This is a genomic window from Bacillus paramycoides (assembly GCF_038971285.1).
Taxonomy (GTDB): Bacteria; Bacillota; Bacilli; order Bacillales; family Bacillaceae_G; genus Bacillus_A.
In genome coordinates this window covers 3,438,916-3,457,370 of record NZ_CP152427.1, presented here as the reverse complement: position 1 = coordinate 3,457,370, position 18,455 = coordinate 3,438,916, and the positions used below count along the sequence as shown (strand labels likewise).

Here is an 18,455-nt window from a genome sequence, read left to right as displayed (position 1 = left end):
AAAATGGAGGGAATATCATGAAAGAATATAAAAGAATATTGTTACCGCTACGACAAGAGAAAATATTGGTGATAGCAGCTGTATGTAGTGGACTATTTGCAGCTATTTTAAATTTATCCCGTTCAATATTCATGGGGCTAATTATAGACAATCTTATTCAACGAGAGTTAAAGGGAACGTACCTTTACATTACTTTGTTTGCAGTTAGTCGCTTGTTGATGTGGGTGAACAATCTTTCATTTGATTATATAAGCTCCAAAGCAAGTCAACGAATATTGCGAAAGACGCGTATAGATGTATTGCGGCATTTTTTCTTATTATCATTTGGAGAGAGTGAGAAGATTAAACAAGGAGAGTTAGAGACGTTAGTTGTGTCTGATATTCCGAATTGGGTTAGATTATATGGTTCTATATTCATAGAATATATACACGCTATTGCGCAATTTGTAGGTGCGTTCATAGCACTACAACGTATAGATATAAAGTTCATATTGTGGGTAACTCCGTTTTTATTTTTAAGTGCAGTTGTTCCAATGATTATGGGGAAAAAGGTAAGAAATATTGCAAGCATTGCTCAAAACAATCAGTCAAGTGTTGTAGAGATGGTGTCACAGTTTATAAAAGGAGTACAAGATTTACGTAGTTTGCAAAAAGAAAAGTGGGCCATTCGCTTATTTAAAGGAGTTACAGCACAATCTTATAAAACAGAAGTAAAGAAGACGATGGTGCAACACTGCATTGGAGTAGTTGGAACAGTGATTGAAACAGGAGTATATATCGTTGTTCTCATTATAGGTGCGCAGAAAATAATGAAGGGGGAAATGGTAGTTGGTTCACTTGTTGCCGTGTTAGCCACAATTGAAATGCTCTTTTTTCCAGTTCGTTACGTTGGCGATTTATTAATGATGACACAAGTTGCAGTCGCTTCGGCAAATAGAGTTTTTTCTTTTTTAGATAAACGAGGGGCAGATAGTAAGGTAGAAAGAGCGATGGGGATAACGATAACAAATGTTTCATTTCAGGAAAGCGATGGAGAGAAATGCAGAATTCATAATGTTGATTTGCAAATTCAACCTGGTGAACTCGTTATGATTGTGGGGGAAAGTGGTGCAGGAAAAACAACGCTTTTAAAATTAATGACAGGTTTGTATAAACCATCTAATGGTAGCATTGTTTATTATGGTAATGAGGCACGTATGACGACAATGTGGCAAGAACCTCGATTCTTTCGGACGACAGTAAAAGAGAATATGTATTTCGGAGAAGTATATTTAGAAAATCAGTTAGAAAAAAATATTGAACTTGTTAATGTAAAACCGATTATTAGAGATTTATCAGAAGGGATTGAAACTGTACTACATAAAAGCGGAGAAGAGTTTTCGGGAGGGGAAAGAAAACGACTTGCATTATTGCGAGCACTTGGTTCAAATCCAAATCTTATTATTTTAGATGAACCGACTGCGGGATTAGATCCGAGCAATCAAGAAATTGTTTGGAATATGATAGAAGGATTAGGAAGTGAGGTCACGAGAATTGTGGCAACACATGATGTTGAGAGGGCGGTACTAGCAGATCGTATTGTCATAATGAAAGAAGGAAATATTGTTGTATGTGAGAGTCCTGAAAAATTAATAAATAGTCATTCATTTTTTAAGAGATGTGAATAAAGATAAGAGCATTGCTCTTATCTTTATTCAGCGTCATTTAGTTGATACTCGATAGATTCGGAGTGATTTAGATCAACGTTAAAAGTAGTAGTCATAAGGAAAGTGGCAATTCCAAGAATTAAGAAAAGGACGAATGAGACTAGAGAGACGTAGAGACAAATACGTCCTACTTTCTTTTTTTCAAGATCTTTACTAAAGAGTGAAATGATCCATGTAATAATACCGACTGGGTATAAAAGAAAACTAAGAATATATAATGTTGTTTTTTCGAATGAATTCATAAACAATCCCCCTTTTGTTGTAGGTTTATAACTACGAGAGGAAAAAGGTGAATGGGTCCATAAGAAGATAAGCAACACTTCATCTGTTTTTCTAATTATATGATAAAAAGGAAAAAATCACAATTAAAATAAGAATATTCTAATTATTTCGACTGTGAATATTTCCAAGCTTGTCCGTATAAGCTAAAATAAGGTATAGAGTATTTGAGTGATTAAGTTATTAGAAGATAAACACGTTAGGGTGATATAAAATGTGGCGGAAGCTTACGATTATTGTAGTGTTACTTTGTTTAGCGGGATATGCAGCTTATGAACAGTTTGGTAAAAACGATCAGGCGGTACAAGGAGAGCAAGAAAAAAGTGAAGCTGCTATGAAAGAGATGATTGCAAGTAATGGTATTGAAATAGGGAAGAGTGCACCAGACTTTACATTAACGAAGTTAGATGGAACGAATGTAAAGTTATCAGATTTAAAAGGAAAGAAAGTGATTGTAAACTTTTGGGCAACGTGGTGTGGGCCTTGCCAGCAAGAAATGCCGGATATGGAGGCTTTTTATAAAGAACATAAAGAAAACGTAGAAATTTTAGCAATAAATTATACGCCTTCAGAAAAAGGTGGGGGAGTAGAAAAGGTAAGCAATTTTGCGAAGGAGAAAGGAATTACTTTTCCTATTTTATTCGACAAAAATATTGATGTGACAACAGCGTATAAAGTCATTACGATCCCAACTTCGTATTTTATAGATACGAAAGGTGTCATTCAAGATAAGTTTATTGGACCGATGACGCAAAAAGAGATGGAGAAACGGATTGCTAAATTAAAATAACGGTGAAAAGGTAGAGGTGGAAAGTTACCATTTCTGCCTTTTCTTTTTCACGTAGTGATAGCAGCATGTTATGATAAAAGAAATATAAACGTTTAGAGGTAAAGGAGTGTTTGGCGTGGGGGATGTATCCTTACCGTTAGATTATGTTGTAATTGATTTTGAAACAACAGGATTTAACCCTTATAATGATAAAATTATTCAAGTCGCAGCAGTGAAATATCGTAATCATGAATTAGTAGACCAATTTGTTTCCTATGTGAATCCGGAGCGTTCAATTCCAGACCGAATAACGAGTTTAACAGGTATTACAAATTATCGTGTTTCGGATGCACCAACGATTGAAGAAGTGTTACCTTTATTTTTAGCATTTTTACATACAAATGTAATTGTCGCTCATAATGCATCTTTTGATATGCGCTTTTTGAAAAGTAATGTGAATATGCTTGGTTTACCGGAACCTCAAAATAAAGTGATTGATACTGTGTTTCTAGCAAAGGAATATATGAAGCACGCGCCTAATCATAAACTTGAAACGTTAAAGCGAATGCTCGGAATTCGTTTAAGTTCTCATAATGCATTTGATGATTGTATTACTTGTGCAGCTGTTTATCAAAAATGTGCCTCTATTGAAGAAGAGGCGAAAAGGAAATCGAATAGGGAAGTGCTTGATGAAACAGCAGTATATGAAGCAGTAAAAGGGATACTTGTACGAAATAAACGTGATATTGAATGGGTTCGTTGTATGAATGTAGGAAGCTATTTAGATATAAAAGCTTTTTATCCAGTTATGAGGGTAAAAGTAAAAGGGCGAAAGAAATACATGTTAACAGAAATATTAGAAGATGATGTGAAAGAAATATGTACGAGTTTAAAATGTGAACCGGCGTTAAAAAGTGAAGTTGGTAATACGAGGATTATGCTTAATAGCTTAGAGGACGTCCTGAAATTAGAAAGTTATATTTTAGAACAGTATGATTTTGTACTGCAAGCGCTGCATGATTATAAACAAAGTGAAATGAATGCAGATGAAAAGTTAAAAGAGTATTTAAATATTATGGTATGAAAAACTCCGTGTACGTTTTATTGTACACGGAGTTTTTTTAGGAGTACTAAAACATAAAATTTTCTCACAAATCTGATTAAAGAATTTTTCCTTTGCTCATACTATGTAATAAGAAAGCGAAGGAGAGAGGGTGAACAGCATGAGAAGAAGTCGCCGTAAATCGTTTGACGAGCTTGTGAAAGAAAATAAACAACAATTATTAAGCGATCGCGATGCAATCGATCGTATTGAAGAGCGTATTGAAAAACGTTATGAAATGAAACTTTTTAAGCAAGCTGAATAATTCTTAACACTAGTACGATACTAGTGTTAAGGAGGCGATAGTAATGGGTAATCCGAAAAAGAATTCAAAAGACTTTGCACCGAATCATATTGGAACACAATCAAAAAAAGCTGGTGGCAATAAAGGAAAGCAAATGCAAGACCAAACGGGCAAACAACCGATTGTTGATAACGGTTAAAGAAGGAGAATGTCATCATTCTTCTTTTTGTGACGGATTTTTAATAGTAAAAAAGGGCTGACTTTTGTCAGCCCTTTTTCGTAATTGTGAAGTTTTCAACGAGTAAACGCCAATTTTGTGGAAATGGCAAGCCAATCTTCCAATAACTAATACCGCCAATGCCTTGTTCTTTCATTAAATTGAATTTACTTTGAATAGATCTCGCATCTTCAAACCAAACTTCGTGTTGTACACCGTTTTCGTCAAAGTAATTGAAATGTGGAGCTTGAGCTGTGAAATCATAGCGGATAGGAACATTGTATTTACGAGCAAGTGCAACAGCTGCAACAGAGCTAACTGCTTTTGCTGGTGGATTTCCTTGTTTGAACGGAAGTTTCCAATCAAATCCGTATAAATTTTGCCCCATCATAATTTTTTGGGGAGGCATTTGAGATTTTGCGTATTGAAGTACTTCTTTTACAGGACCGATAGGAGAGATTGCCATCGGTGGTCCGCCCTGCCATCCCCAGTCATATGTCATAATGACGACGAAATCAACAATTTGTCCTTGTGCTTTATAATCGTGAGCTTCGAAAAATTTACCCTTTTGATTGGAACTTGTTTTCGGTACAAGCGTTGTACTTAATGTGTATCCGTTAGGTAAGCGTGTTTTCACATTTCGTAAAAAACGATTATACGCTTCGCGATCTTCGGGTGCAACACTCTCGAAATCAAAATGAATATCTCGCATACCGTACTTTTCAGCAGTTTGCAAAATGTTTGTAATAAATTTGTTTTGGATTGTTGCGTCCCGTAAAATAACTGATGTCAGATCGGCACTGAAATTTCCATTTTCAATATTTGTAATAACGAGCATAGGGATGGTGTTACCTTGCGTTGCAATATTAGCGATTTTAGCTGTTTCAGTTGGTTCTTTTAATGTACCATCTCTTTTTGCCTCGAAACTGAAATAAGCTAAATATGTTAAAAATGGATTAATGGCACGTGTAGCATTAACTAAACTTTCTTTAATGGGTATAGTGGAAGGTTGTAAATAAGCGATGGATTCTACTGCTCGTTTCGTCCCTTTCGGTATATATAATTGCTGCCCAACGTGGAGAATGGATTTTAAAGATAAGTTATTCACTTTAGCTAAACTAGCGAGAGGAACGTTATATGTTTGAGAGATTCGATATAGGCTATCGCCAGGCTGTACATAATAATTATTCCCTTTCGTATTCACGATCAGAGCCTGACCAACAACGAGTGTTTCAGCTGGATTTAGTCCATTATCTTTTACTATTTCGTCAGGTGTTGATCCATATTTTGATGCCAAGCTATATACGCTATCACCGCTACGAACAGTTACAATTTGAATCATATGCTTGCTCCTTTCGGTAAAAGATTCACTGTTTTTATTTTATTTTTGATTCCACTGTATTATGATTAAATGTATGCAAGGCAGCAGAAGTGAAAGAAGGCGAATACATATGTTTGTAGCAGAACATGAAGTTGAAATCCGTTATGCGGAAACAGATCAAATGGGTGTTGTTTACCATTCAAACTATTTAGTGTGGCTTGAATTAGGCCGTACGAAACTTATACAAGATTTAGGGTTTTCATATGTTGAAATGGAGAAAGAGGGCATTATTTCTCCTGTATTAGACTTACAAATTTCATACCGTAAAGCGATGCGTTACGGTGAAAAAGCAATTGTGAAAACGTGGGTGGACACTGTGAGCCCGCTTCGCGTTGTATATGGATATGAAATTTATAATGGTGAAGGTGATCTTTGTATTACTGCAAGTACGACAAATATTTGCGCGAAAAAAGAAGGATTCAGGCCTGTATCGTTTAAAAAGTTCTATCCTGAGTGGTATGCGAAATATGAGGAAATTAAGAAAAAATAAAAAAGCGTGGCAGATGCCACGTTTTTTTATTTTTCATAATTAAATTGCGGGAAATCATCACCGTCGTTAAATGTAACAGATAAATTATGTCCATCGAAGAACCACTCATCATCGCCTTCAATAAAGAAGTTAATACCTTCTTCTTGAGTTTGAACAGCAGGATGTGCAGGATCATCTTTACGAATACCTAAAGAAAGTCCTTTTTGTACAGTACTACAACCGCCATATTGTACGAAAAGGCGCAGTGTTTCACCCGATTGTAAGTTTAATTCGTTTTTATACCATTGTGCTGCTTCTTTTGTTACGGAAAGATTCATGTATAGTTCCTCCAAATTATGTTGCTTTTTCTTTAGTATAAAAAATAACGCAAAAAGACGCTATTAATATGCTTCACGTTTTCTTTTTGCGTTATGTGGGTTACGATCTTATTTTTGCTTTTTTGAAAAGTTTGCTTTCGGCTCAGTTTTATTTATAATTCGTCCAATATTTGCACGGTGTTTATAAATAACCATACCTGCTAATAAACACATCGCAATAATGAAGATTTTATCCCCGCTAACAATTGATGCGATAACAGCAACGACAGCTGTTACCATAGAAGAAAGTGATACGTATCTTGTTGTAAATAAAAGGCTGAAAAAGACAACAGCTAAAATTGCAAAAACAACTGGTGAGTAGCATAATAGCACGCCAGCAGATGTTGCAACTGCTTTACCACCACGGAATTTCGCGAAAATCGGATACACATGTCCAAGAACAGCTGCTAATCCGAACCATAGTGGATGAACGTCTAACCCGAAAATAATCGGTAGACTCGTTGCTAATGTACCTTTTAAAATGTCAGCAATTGTAACGATAAAACCTGCTTTTTTCCCTAGTGTGCGGAATGTATTTGTTCCGCCTAAATTACCGCTTCCGTGCTCACGAATGTCAATTCCATAACCAATCTTTCCAACGACTAGTGCAAATGGAATCGAGCCAAGTAAGTAGGCAACGATAAATAAAAGATATGTAGTAACCATAAGTTCAGTCTCCTTTATTCAAATGTGTTGATAAAGGGTAAAAAGAGTTTTTCCCGTATATTGTACCATACATTTGTAAAGAGCACATTTCTTTTTTGTAAATGAAAAAGTCATTATTTCGTGAAAAAAATTTCACAGGAATGTTACATTTCTCACAGAAACCATCAGACTATATGTAGTAACATTTTAATCAAAAGACAACAACATATTGGTGGAGGGTTATAAATGTTACAAAAAAATACAAGTGGAGAAGAATTAATGAGAGTGTTTGAGACAATTGTCCACGGCAATGAACAAGATTTAATGCAAGAAAATGCAAATGTAGATGGCCGCTCTCCGATGGGAGTAATGGGAACGTTCGCATCTGAGAGTGCGAAATATTACGCTGTTGAAAATTTATTGTCAGATCAAGTGAAAAAAGCGATAAATCAAAATATATTATATCCACATGACTTAGACTTTTATGCGACGGGAACGACGACTTGTTCGCAAATTCCGTTAGCGCAAATGCTTGCTAATGGTTTTCATACCGGACATGGGCATATGAGACAACCGCAAGACATTAAAAGTGCATTGGCCCTTTCATCTATTATTTTTCAAGCGAATCAAAATATGCAGCACGGTGGTCAATCGTTTGCACTCTTTGATATTGATTTAGCCCCGTATGTGAGAAAAACAGTAGAGAGACATAAGAAACGATTGCAGTCATATCCGCTTACGAAAGAACAAATAGAAGAATTTGCATGGAAAGAAACAGAAAATGATACGTATCAGGCGTGTGAAGCTTTCATTCATAATTCAAATAGTATGCACAGTAGGGGCGGGGGACAAGTCCCGTTTATTTCTATTAATTATGGAACAGACACAACAAAAGAGGGACGGTTATTAATTAGACAACTTTTAAAAGCGACACAAGCTGGCCTTGGTAAAGGGGAAACACCAATTTTTCCAATTCAAATTTTTAAAATGAAAAAAGGTGTGAACTTTGCAGAATGTGATCCGAACTACGATTTATTTGAATTAGCGTTAGAGACAACGGCGGAACGATTATTTCCTAACTTTTCATTTTTAGATGCCCCATTTAATGCAGTACATTATGATGGACGACCGGAAAGTGAAGTATGTTACATGGGATGTCGTACCCGTGTGATGTCTAACATACATGGAGAAGAAACAGCGATTGGAAGAGGGAACTTATCATTTACGTCTATTAACTTAGTGAAATTAGCGCTCATTAGTGGTTCAAAAGAAGCGTTTTTTGAAGCGTTAAATTATTACTTAGATTTAGGAATTCAGCAATTATTAGAGAGGTTTGAGTATCAATGTACGAAGCGGGCAAGAGATTTTCGATTTTTATATTCACAGGGCGTATGGCGCGGTGGAGAAAAGTTACAGCCTGAAGATTCTGTAGCATCTATTTTAAAGCAAGGGACATTAAGTCTTGGTTTTATCGGTCTTGCGGAGTGTTTAGTAGCTTTAACAGGAAAGCATCACGGAGAAGATGAAGAATCATGGGAACTCGGGTATGAAATCATTTCCTTTATGAGAGATAGAATGGATAAAGCGACAGAAGAATATGAACTTAATTTCTCAGTCATTGCAACTCCTGCAGAAGGGTTATCAGGGAAGTTTGTGAAAAAGGATAGGGAAGAATTTGGCGTGATTAGCGGTATAACGAACCATAATTATTATACGAATTCATTCCATATCCCAGTTTACTATAACATGCAAGCGATAAATAAAATTCGTTTAGAAGGCCCTTTCCATGCCTTATGTAACGGGGGACATATTACGTATATTGAACTAGACGGAGCAGCTATGCATAACAAACAAGCGTTAAAACAAATTGTACAAGCGATGGCAGATCATGGCGTTGGGTACGGTTCAATTAATCATCCTGTTGACCGTTGTAAGTGTTGCAGTTATCACGGAGTCATTGGAAATGAATGTCCAAGTTGCGGAAATGGAGACGAGGCTAATATAGAAAGAATTCGCCGTATAACAGGATATCTTGTAGGAGATATGTCAAAATGGAATAGTGCAAAACGTAGTGAAGAGATGGATCGGGTGAAGCATAAATGAAAGTAATGAACATCATTCATGATAGTGTAGTAGATGGAGAAGGGTTGCGGACAGTCGTGTTTTTTGCGGGCTGTCCGCATCGTTGTTTCGGTTGCCATAATCCGAAGTCGTGGAATATTTGTAATGGAACTGAAATGGCAGTAGAAGAAATTGTGAAAGAGATTGCAAGTAATCCATTAACTGATGTAACATTTTCAGGTGGAGATCCATTTTTCCAAGCTGCTGAAGTGAAAAAAGTAGCAAAAGCAGTGAAACATTTGAAAAAAAATCTATGGATGTATACAGGTTATACATTAGAAGAGATACAGAGTTCTCAAAATAATGATATGATAGAGTTGTTACATTATGGGGATGTTTTAGTCGATGGAAGATTTGAAATCGAGAAAAAAGATTTAACACTTCCATTTCGCGGAAGCTCCAATCAACGTATTATTCGATTGAAAGAGTAAAAAGGCGGGATAGATGATATGAATAAAACAGTATTACTTGTTGAAGATGAAAGAAGATTACGTGAAATCGTTAGTGATTATTTTCGCAATGAAGGCTTTGAAGTAATTGAAGCAGAAGACGGAAAAAAAGCGTTAGAATTATTTGCAGAGCATGAAATTGATTTAATTATGTTAGATATTATGTTACCAGAAATAGATGGATGGTCTGTTTGTAGACGAATTAGAAAAGAATCAGCGGTACCTATCATTATGTTAACAGCGCGTTCAGATGAGGATGATACATTACTAGGGTTCGAGTTAGGTGCAGATGAGTACGTAACGAAACCTTTCAGCCCGAAAGTGTTAGTAGCTCGAGCGAAGACGTTATTAAAACGTGCGGATGGCGTCGTAGGAGTAGCAGAAGAAAATGCTATGTCTCTAGCTGGAATAGAAGTGAATCGTCTATCTAGAACTGTTTTAGTCGATGGAGAAGAGATTATATTGACACATAAAGAGTTTGAACTTCTTGTTTATTTAATGGAGAACAAAGGAATTGTGTTGTCACGTCAGCATTTATTAGATCAGTTATGGGGATATGACTATTACGGTGATGACCGAACGGTTGATACTCATATTAAAAAACTACGAAATAAGCTAGGGGATAAAGCGAAGCATATCGGTACTGTTATTCGAGTTGGTTATAAATTTGAAGAATAATTGTAACGGATTGTGTACTTTAGCATAGGGAAATGTCGATTTTATATCCTCTTTGGCAGGTAGAATGTACAAAAAATACATTTTTTGTCTACAATGTTAGATAAGAGTATTTTTTTAATTGGATTTCACGATGAGTTCACAAGAAGGACACAAAACGTGACTATACTGAAAATACGAATTCACCAGAGAGGGGAAGTAAACATGGGATATTACGACGGACCAAATTTAAATGAAGAGCATAGTGAAACGAGAGAAGTGAGAAAATCAGGTAGTAAAAAAGGTTATTTTTTCACAGGTTTAGTCGGAGCTGTAGTTGGGGCTGTCACAATTAGTTTTGCGGCACCATATATGCCATGGGCTCAAAATAATGGAGCGGCTGTATCATCATTCAGTTCGGATTCAAAAGTTGAAGGTACTGTAGTTCCTGTTGTCAATAAAGCAAAAAATGAAACTGATTTACCTGGTATGATTGAAGGCGCGAAAGATGTTGTTGTAGGTGTTATTAATATGCAACAAAGTATTGATCCATTTGCAATGCAACCGACAGGCCAAGAACAGCAAGCTGGTTCAGGATCAGGTGTTATTTATAAAAAAGCAGGAAATAAAGCGTATATTGTAACAAACAACCATGTAGTAGATGGAGCGAATAAACTTGCTGTAAAATTAAGTGATGGCAAAAAAGTGGATGCAAAGCTTGTAGGGAAAGACCCTTGGTTAGATTTAGCTGTTGTAGAAATTGATGGATCTAACGTAAATAAAGTTGCCACTTTAGGTGATTCAAGTAAACTCCGTGCGGGTGAAAAAGCAATTGCAATCGGTAACCCATTAGGGTTTGATGGAAGTGTAACGGAAGGTATTATTAGTAGTAAAGAACGTGAAATTCCAGTAGATATTGATGGCGATAAGCGTGCAGATTGGAATGCTCAAGTTATTCAAACAGATGCAGCGATTAACCCAGGTAATAGTGGTGGTGCGTTATTTAACCAAAACGGTGAAATAATTGGAATTAATTCAAGTAAAATTGCACAACAAGAAGTTGAAGGAATTGGATTTGCTATTCCAATTAATATCGCAAAGCCAGTTATTGAATCACTTGAAAAAGACGGCGTAGTGAAACGTCCAGCTCTTGGAGTAGGTGTCGTTTCATTAGAAGATGTGCAAGCTTATGCAGTAAATCAATTAAAAGTGCCAAAAGAAGTAATAAATGGCGTTGTATTAGGTAAAATTTACCCAATATCACCTGCAGAAAAAGCTGGTTTAGAGCAATATGATATTGTAGTAGCATTAGATAATCAAAAAGTAGAAAACTCACTTCAATTCCGTAAATATTTATATGAAAAGAAAAAAGTAGGCGAGAAAGTAGAAGTTACATTCTATCGTAACGGTCAAAAAATGACGAAAACAGCTACTTTAGCAGATAACTCAGCTACAAAGAATCAATAATCGGAATAAAAGAAAGTCTCTTTCATGTTGAAAGAGACTTTCTTTATCGGCTATACTAAAGGAATAGGAGGGATTGATTATGATGATTGAAAACCCAACTCGTACGGAAATTGGTGAAGTATTAAAGAAAAGCAAAACGATTGCAGTTGTTGGATTATCGGATAAGCCAGAACGTACATCGTATATGGTGTCAAAAGCAATGCAAGATGCTGGGTATCGTATTATTCCAGTAAACCCAACAGTAGATGAAGTGCTTGGAGAAAAAGCAGTTGCTTCACTAAAGGATATTAAGGAACATGTTGACATTGTAAATGTATTTCGTCGCTCAGAGTTTTTAATGGATGTTGCAAAAGAGTTTGTTGAGATTGATGCAGATGTTTTTTGGGCACAATTAGGAGTACAAGATGAAGATACATATAAACTTTTAAAAGAAAAAGACTATACTGTTATTATGGATCGTTGTATAAAAGTAGAACATGCAATGACAAAATAGTATGGATTGTAAAGGTAGAAAGATTGCTTCAGCCCTCGTTATAGATAAGTAGGGCCGATGAACGAGGTGTTCATCATGAGATTTTTTAAAGGCTGTTTTTGGGGATTGTTACTTGTAATCCCGTTTTGGATCTTGATCATTTGGATCATAATAAAGGTTTGGAATGTGTAATCTTGGAATACATATCCATTTCTCGTTGACAAACGATTATTTTTCTGAAATAGTAGCCTAGAGGAATCCTTGTGAAAAAACAAGGATTTTTCTATTGAAAATGGTATATAAAAGAGATAAGATAACTTGCCAAAACTATAGTCGAGGCGTTATTCTATAATAGAAACATATGTTCTGATTTTTGATTAGGAAAGGGGCAAGGAGTTTGGCGAAGCATCAGTTCCAATATAATGAAGATGCGATTCAAGTGTTGGAAGGACTTGAAGCCGTTCGAAAACGCCCGGGTATGTATATCGGGAGCACGGACAGCCGTGGATTGCATCATTTAGTATACGAAATAGTAGATAACTCCGTTGACGAAGCGTTAGCGGGATTTGGCGACGAAATTTCTGTCGTAATACATAAAGATAATAGTATTAGCGTTATAGATAAAGGGCGAGGAATGCCTACGGGAATGCATAAACTTGGGAAACCTACACCTGAAGTTATTTTAACTGTACTTCATGCCGGTGGTAAGTTTGGCCAAGGTGGTTATAAAACAAGTGGTGGTTTACACGGTGTTGGGGCATCAGTTGTAAACGCGTTATCAGAATGGTTAGTCGTAACGATTAAGCGTGATGGAAATATTTATGAACAACGCTTTGAAAACGGCGGTGTTCCTGTAACGACGCTTGAGAAAATCGGAAAGACGAAAGAATCTGGTACGACAATGCATTTCAAACCAGATACAACGATTTTCAGCACGACAAATTATAACTATGAAACATTATGTGAAAGATTACGTGAATCTGCATTTTTATTAAAAGGGATGAAAATCTCAATAAAAGATGAGAGAAATGATTTAGAAGATGTGTTTCATTATGAAACAGGAATTGAAGCTTTCGTTTCATATTTAAACGAAGAAAAAGATTCAATCCACCCGGTTGTATATTTCACTGGTGAACAAAATGGAATTGAAGCAGAGCTAGCATTCCAATTTAACGATGGCTACTCAGAAAATATTTTGTCATTCGTAAATAATGTACGTACAAAAGACGGTGGAACACATGAAGCTGGATTTAAAACAGCAATGACTCGTGTGTTTAATGAGTATGCTCGTAAAGTTTCATTATTAAAAGAAAAAGATAAAAACTTAGAAGGTACAGACATTCGTGAAGGTGTAGCAGCTATCGTTTCTGTACGTGTACCAGAAGAAGTACTTCAGTTTGAAGGACAAACGAAGGGGAAACTAGGTACAAGTGAAGCTCGTTCTTCAATTGATGCTATTGTATCGGAGCATTTAGCTTACTTTTTAGAAGAAAATCCGGACGTAGCTACACTTCTTGTGAGAAAAGCAATTAAAGCAGCGCAAGCGCGTGAAGCCGCTCGTAAAGCGAGAGAGGAAGCACGTACTGGTAAAAAGAAAAAGAAATCAGAAGGTACATTAAGTGGGAAGTTAACACCTGCGCAATCACGTAACCCGCAGAAAAATGAACTATACCTAGTAGAGGGTGACTCTGCCGGTGGTTCTGCGAAACAAGGTCGAGACCGACGTTTCCAAGCGGTATTGCCATTACGTGGTAAAGTAATTAATACAGAAAAAGCAAAGCTTGCTGATATATTTAAAAATGAAGAGATTAATACAATCATTTATGCTATCGGTGGCGGCGTAGGAAATGAATTTGATGTGGAAGATATTAATTACGATAAAATTGTAATTATGACCGATGCCGATACAGACGGAGCGCATATCCAAGTATTGTTATTAACGTTCTTCTACAGATATATGAAACCTCTTATCGAAGCTGGTAAAGTGTTTATCGCACTTCCTCCTTTATACAAAGTAAGTAAAGGAAAAGGTAAGAGTGAAGTAATTGAATACGCTTGGTCAGATGAAGAATTAGACGGTGTAACGAAGAAGGTCGGAAAAGGCTATATGTTACAGCGTTATAAAGGACTTGGTGAAATGAATGCAGATCAATTATGGGAGACAACGATGAATCCTGAAACGCGTACATTAATTCGCGTGAAAATTGATGATGCAGCAAGAGCAGAGCGCCGCGTAACAACATTAATGGGCGATAAAGTAGAACCGCGCCGTAAATGGATTGAGCGTAATGTACAGTTTGGTATGCAAGAAGAAGGAAATATTTTAGAAAATGAAATGATTATGGAGACGGAGGTGGAATAACATGCAAGCAGAGAAGTTTCATGACCTCCCGCTTGAAGACGTGTTAGGTGACCGCTTTGCACGTTATAGTAAATATATTATTCAAGATCGCGCGCTTCCAGATGCGCGTGACGGCTTAAAACCAGTACAAAGACGTATTTTATATTCTATGTATGTAGAAGGAAACGTACATGATAAAGCGTTCCGTAAGTCAGCTAAAACAGTCGGTAACGTTATTGGTAACTATCATCCGCACGGTGATTCCTCTGTATATGAAGCAATGGTACGTTTAAGTCAAACTTGGAAAGTGCGTAATGTTTTAGTTGAGATGCACGGTAATAACGGTAGCGTTGATGGTGATCCAGCTGCGGCAATGCGTTACACAGAAGCCCGTTTATCACCAATTGCATCTGAGTTATTACGTGATCTTGATAAAGAAACAGTGGAATTTGTATCAAACTTCGATGATACGAGTGAAGAGCCTGTTGTATTACCAGCAATGTTCCCGAACTTATTAGTGAACGGATCTACAGGGATTTCAGCTGGTTATGCGACGGAAATTCCACCTCATCATCTAGGTGAAGTAATCGATGCAACGATGATGCGTATTGATAAACCAAATAGTACGGTAGATGATTTATTAACAGTTATTAAAGGACCGGATTTCCCGACTGGTGGTATTATTCAAGGGATTGATGGTATTAAAAAGGCGTATGAAACAGGTAAAGGTAAAATTATTATTCGCGGAAAAGCAGAAGTTGAAACGATTCGTGGTGGAAAACAACAAATTGTAATTACTGAAATTCCTTACGAAGTGAATAAAGCGAACCTTGTTAAGAAAATGGATGAACTACGTCTAGATAAAAAATTAGACGGTATTGCTGAAGTACGTGATGAGACTGACCGTACAGGGCTGCGTATCGTCGTCGAACTAAAAAAGGAAGCAAATTCTGAAGGTATTTTAAATTATTTATATAAAAATACAGATTTGCAAATTCCATATAACTTCAATATGGTAGCGATAAATAATCGTCGTCCTACACTTATGACATTACCAAAAATTTTGGATGCATATATTGGCCACCAAAAAGAAGTTGTAACAAAGCGTTCTCAGTATGAGTTGAGAAAAGCAGAAAATCGTCAACATATCGTTGAAGGTTTAATGAAAGCATTATCAATTTTAGATCAAGTAATTGAAACAATTAGAGCTTCTAAAGATAAGCGTAATGCGAAAGATAATTTGAGTGCAAAATTTGGCTTTACAGAAGCACAATCAGAAGCGATCGTTTCGTTGCAATTATATCGTTTAACAAATACAGATATTACGGCATTAGAAAAAGAAGCTGATGAATTGAATAAAAAAATTGCGGAGTTACAGGCAATTTTACAGAGTGAAAAAAGATTACTTCAAGTAATTAAAACGGATTTAAAGAGAGTTAAGAAAACATATAGTGATGATCGACGTGCGATTATTGAAGACCAAATCGAAGAAATTAAAATAGATGTGGAAGTAATGATCCCGCAAGAAGATGTCATCGTTACTGTAACGAAAGAAGGATATGTGAAACGTACTGGATGGCGCTCACATAATGCCTCAAATGGCAAAGACTTCGGTATGAAAGAGGGTGACATCTTACTTGAACGATTCGATACGAATACGACAGAGACAGTCCTCTTATTTACGAATAAAGGAAACTATATATATCTGCCAGTATACGAAATGCCAGATATTCGTTGGAAAGATTTAGGTCAGCACGTTGCTAATATCGTTTCACTCGATCGGGATGAAACCATTATTTGGGCAACTGTCGTACCGAATTTTGAGGAAGAAAAGCGATTTATCGTATTTGTAACAAAGAATGGTATGATTAAGAAGACGGAATTAAATCTATATAAAGTACAGCGCTATTCGAGGGCGTTTGTTGCTGTAAACTTGAAAAAAGATGATGAAGTAGTAGATATATTTGCGACAGATGGAACGAGTGATATCGTTCTTGCAACGCATGGTGCATATGCACTTATTTTCCATGAAGATGAAGTAAGTCCAGTCGGTGTAAGAGCTGCTGGTGTAAAAGCAATTAATTTAAAAGAAGATGACTATGTCGCTTCTGGTAAACCGTTAAATGGTGACAAAGATCAACTTATTCTCGTAACGCAGCGCGGTGCTGTGAAACGTCTAAAAGCATCAGAAATTGAGAAATCAACGAGGGCGAAGCGAGGACTTGTTATTTTCAAAGAGTTAAAACGTAATCCATATCGTATTGTCGGTATTGAAATCATTCGAGATGATGAACTAGTTTATATGAAGACAGAGAAACATATCGTAGAAGAAATTGATCCGAAAGCGTATCGAAATAAAGACCGGTATAGTAACGGTAGTTTAGTACTAGATGTTAATGATACTGGTGAAGTTATTGAAACGTGGACGAAAAAACGGCCGGAGTAAAGAAAAGCATCTTGTTATGAATAATAGCAAGGTGCTTTTTTCTAGGCAAATTATTATGTACATAATAATAATCTTGTTATAATAATTGAATGAAATCGTTCTCATAAAATGAAACTTTAATCAGTGGGAATTTTCTTTATCCACACTGATTATGAGTTGAACCAATCGGACTTTAATGGGCAGTTGATTTCTTACTTAATTTCTTTGCTTTCGCAGAATTTTGAGGTAGGAATCTTACTGCCCGTTAAAGCGGGACAGATGGAGGGGCAACATGAAAAAAATAGGTGTAGGGATTGTAGGATTTGGATTTTCTAGTACAATATTTCACATCCCATTATTACAAACGATAGAGGAATACGATATTCGTGCTGTATTATCTTCAAAAGAAGAGGTAGTAAAAGAAGCATTACCAAATGCTAACGTCGTTAGTACAATTGATGAATTGGTGAAGCGAGCTGATATTGACTTAGTGGTCATTACTTCACCGAATACAACTCATTTTCCATATGTAAAAGAAGCAATATTAAACGGTAAGCATGTTGTTGTAGAAAAACCATTTGTTGTTTCAATTGAAGAAGGAAAAGAGCTTATTTCATTAGCAGAGCAACATAATGTGGTATTAAGTGTATATCATAATCGTCGTTTTGATAATGATTTCTTAACGGTAAAGAAATTGTTAGAAGAAAATAGAATAGGAAATCTATACACATATGAAGCGCATTTTGATCGTTTCCGTCCACATGTACGCGACCGCTGGAGAGAAAAGAATTTACCAGGATCAGGAATATTATATGATTTAGGCTCGCATTTAATTGACCAAGCATTATCATTATTTGGGAAACCAGATGCGATAAGTGCAGATGTAATCAAACAACGACCAGGTGCAGAAATTGATGATTACTTCCATGTTATACTTCATTACGGTGTGAAACGTATCACTTTACATAGTAGTAGTTACGTAAAGCAAGCAGGTCCACACTTTACACTGCATGGAGATAAAGGTTCTATCGTGAAATACGGTATGGATTCACAGGAAGAACAATTAAAAAATGGAATGAAGCCAGGCGATAACGGTTATGGAGTAGACGTTGAAGAGAATTTTGCTATTCTAGAAACAGAAGAAGAGTTAGTACGTATTCCGACAGAAGTTGGCTGTTATGACATGTATTATAAAGGTGTAAGAGATAGCATTGTAAATGGCGAGAAACCACCTGTGACAGCAGAAGAAGGATTAGAAGTTATCAGGCTTATTCAATTAGCAATTGAAAGTAGTGAGACGGGTAGAGTTATCACTATAAAGTAAAAAAGACACGAAT

Annotated in this window: 18 protein-coding genes; 14 read left to right on the top strand and 4 right to left on the bottom strand. The window is 36.3% G+C overall.

Going from position 1 to position 18,455, the window contains the following annotated elements:
• Positions 1 to 17: 17 nt before the first annotated feature.
• Positions 18 to 1,667: an ABC transporter ATP-binding protein gene (locus AAG068_RS17740; RefSeq protein WP_342715260.1), complete on the top strand. Its 1,650-nt coding sequence runs from the start codon at positions 18 to 20 to the stop codon at positions 1,665 to 1,667.
• 23 nt (positions 1,668 to 1,690) lie between these two features.
• Here AAG068_RS17740 and AAG068_RS17735 read toward each other — a convergent pair whose 3' ends face one another.
• The gene (locus AAG068_RS17735) at positions 1,691 to 1,948 is read right to left on the bottom strand and encodes a hypothetical protein (RefSeq protein WP_342715259.1); all 258 of its coding nucleotides are present in this window, start codon (positions 1,946 to 1,948) and stop codon (positions 1,691 to 1,693) included.
• Between the two features lie 251 nt (positions 1,949 to 2,199).
• Between AAG068_RS17735 and AAG068_RS17730 the strand changes: the two genes are divergently transcribed.
• The 4 genes from AAG068_RS17730 (at position 2,200) to sspN (ending at position 4,299) form a co-directional block, all read left to right on the top strand.
• On the top strand, positions 2,200 to 2,775 hold the full coding sequence (locus tag AAG068_RS17730; RefSeq protein WP_342715258.1) for a TlpA family protein disulfide reductase: 576 nt from the start codon (positions 2,200 to 2,202) through the stop codon (positions 2,773 to 2,775).
• 115 nt (positions 2,776 to 2,890) lie between these two features.
• Positions 2,891 to 3,838, top strand: coding sequence for a 3'-5' exonuclease (locus AAG068_RS17725; RefSeq protein ID WP_342715257.1), 948 nt, complete (start codon positions 2,891 to 2,893; stop codon positions 3,836 to 3,838).
• 139 nt (positions 3,839 to 3,977) lie between these two features.
• Complete coding sequence (locus tag AAG068_RS17720) at positions 3,978 to 4,121, top strand: FbpB family small basic protein (protein ID WP_001254697.1); 144 nt, start codon at positions 3,978 to 3,980, stop codon at positions 4,119 to 4,121.
• Between the two features lie 43 nt (positions 4,122 to 4,164).
• The gene (sspN, locus tag AAG068_RS17715) at positions 4,165 to 4,299 is read left to right on the top strand and encodes an acid-soluble spore protein SspN (protein ID WP_000527987.1); all 135 of its coding nucleotides are present in this window, start codon (positions 4,165 to 4,167) and stop codon (positions 4,297 to 4,299) included.
• A 67-nt stretch (positions 4,300 to 4,366) separates the two neighbouring features.
• Here sspN and AAG068_RS17710 read toward each other — a convergent pair whose 3' ends face one another.
• A complete protein-coding gene (locus AAG068_RS17710) occupies positions 4,367 to 5,659 on the bottom strand; it encodes a glycosyl hydrolase family 18 protein (RefSeq protein ID WP_000614837.1) in 1,293 nt (430 codons plus the stop codon).
• A 109-nt stretch (positions 5,660 to 5,768) separates the two neighbouring features.
• On the opposite strand from AAG068_RS17710, the gene AAG068_RS17705 reads away from it, so the two are divergent.
• Positions 5,769 to 6,188, top strand: a complete 420-nt coding sequence (locus AAG068_RS17705; RefSeq protein ID WP_087954624.1) for an acyl-CoA thioesterase — start codon at positions 5,769 to 5,771, stop codon at positions 6,186 to 6,188.
• Between the two features lie 26 nt (positions 6,189 to 6,214).
• On the opposite strand, the gene AAG068_RS17700 is transcribed toward AAG068_RS17705, so the two are convergent.
• Positions 6,215 to 6,505, bottom strand: a complete 291-nt coding sequence (locus AAG068_RS17700) for a HesB/YadR/YfhF family protein (RefSeq protein ID WP_001054449.1) — start codon at positions 6,503 to 6,505, stop codon at positions 6,215 to 6,217.
• A 108-nt stretch (positions 6,506 to 6,613) separates the two neighbouring features.
• On the bottom strand, positions 6,614 to 7,210 hold the full coding sequence (gene plsY, locus AAG068_RS17695) for a glycerol-3-phosphate 1-O-acyltransferase PlsY (protein WP_000258967.1): 597 nt from the start codon (positions 7,208 to 7,210) through the stop codon (positions 6,614 to 6,616).
• A gap of 225 nt (positions 7,211 to 7,435) precedes the next feature.
• On the opposite strand from plsY, the gene AAG068_RS17690 reads away from it, so the two are divergent.
• From AAG068_RS17690 to AAG068_RS17655, 8 genes are all read left to right on the top strand, one after another.
• Positions 7,436 to 9,292, top strand: coding sequence for an anaerobic ribonucleoside triphosphate reductase (locus AAG068_RS17690; RefSeq protein WP_342715244.1), 1,857 nt, complete (start codon positions 7,436 to 7,438; stop codon positions 9,290 to 9,292).
• Positions 9,289 to 9,741 (top strand): anaerobic ribonucleoside-triphosphate reductase activating protein, encoded by a 453-nt coding sequence (gene nrdG, locus AAG068_RS17685; protein ID WP_342715243.1) that lies wholly within the window; start codon positions 9,289 to 9,291, stop codon positions 9,739 to 9,741. Before AAG068_RS17690 ends, nrdG begins: the two co-directional genes overlap by 4 nt.
• An 18-nt stretch (positions 9,742 to 9,759) precedes the next feature.
• On the top strand, positions 9,760 to 10,437 hold the full coding sequence (locus tag AAG068_RS17680) for a response regulator transcription factor (RefSeq protein WP_001044683.1): 678 nt from the start codon (positions 9,760 to 9,762) through the stop codon (positions 10,435 to 10,437).
• A gap of 201 nt (positions 10,438 to 10,638) precedes the next feature.
• The gene (locus AAG068_RS17675) at positions 10,639 to 11,880 is read left to right on the top strand and encodes a S1C family serine protease (RefSeq protein ID WP_342715237.1); all 1,242 of its coding nucleotides are present in this window, start codon (positions 10,639 to 10,641) and stop codon (positions 11,878 to 11,880) included.
• A gap of 79 nt (positions 11,881 to 11,959) precedes the next feature.
• Entirely contained in the window at positions 11,960 to 12,373 is a 414-nt protein-coding gene (locus AAG068_RS17670) for a CoA-binding protein (RefSeq protein WP_098671290.1), read from the top strand.
• Positions 12,374 to 12,749: 376 nt separating this feature from the next.
• Complete coding sequence (gene parE / locus AAG068_RS17665; RefSeq protein WP_048527581.1) at positions 12,750 to 14,714, top strand: DNA topoisomerase IV subunit B; 1,965 nt, start codon at positions 12,750 to 12,752, stop codon at positions 14,712 to 14,714.
• A gap of 1 nt (position 14,715) precedes the next feature.
• Positions 14,716 to 17,139 carry a DNA topoisomerase IV subunit A gene (gene parC, locus AAG068_RS17660; RefSeq protein WP_342715236.1) on the top strand — a complete coding sequence of 808 codons (2,424 nt, stop codon included), beginning with the start codon at positions 14,716 to 14,718 and terminating at the stop codon, positions 17,137 to 17,139.
• Positions 17,140 to 17,410: 271 nt separating this feature from the next.
• Positions 17,411 to 18,442, top strand: a complete 1,032-nt coding sequence (locus AAG068_RS17655; RefSeq protein WP_342715235.1) for an oxidoreductase — start codon at positions 17,411 to 17,413, stop codon at positions 18,440 to 18,442.
• Positions 18,443 to 18,455 lie beyond the last annotated feature (13 nt).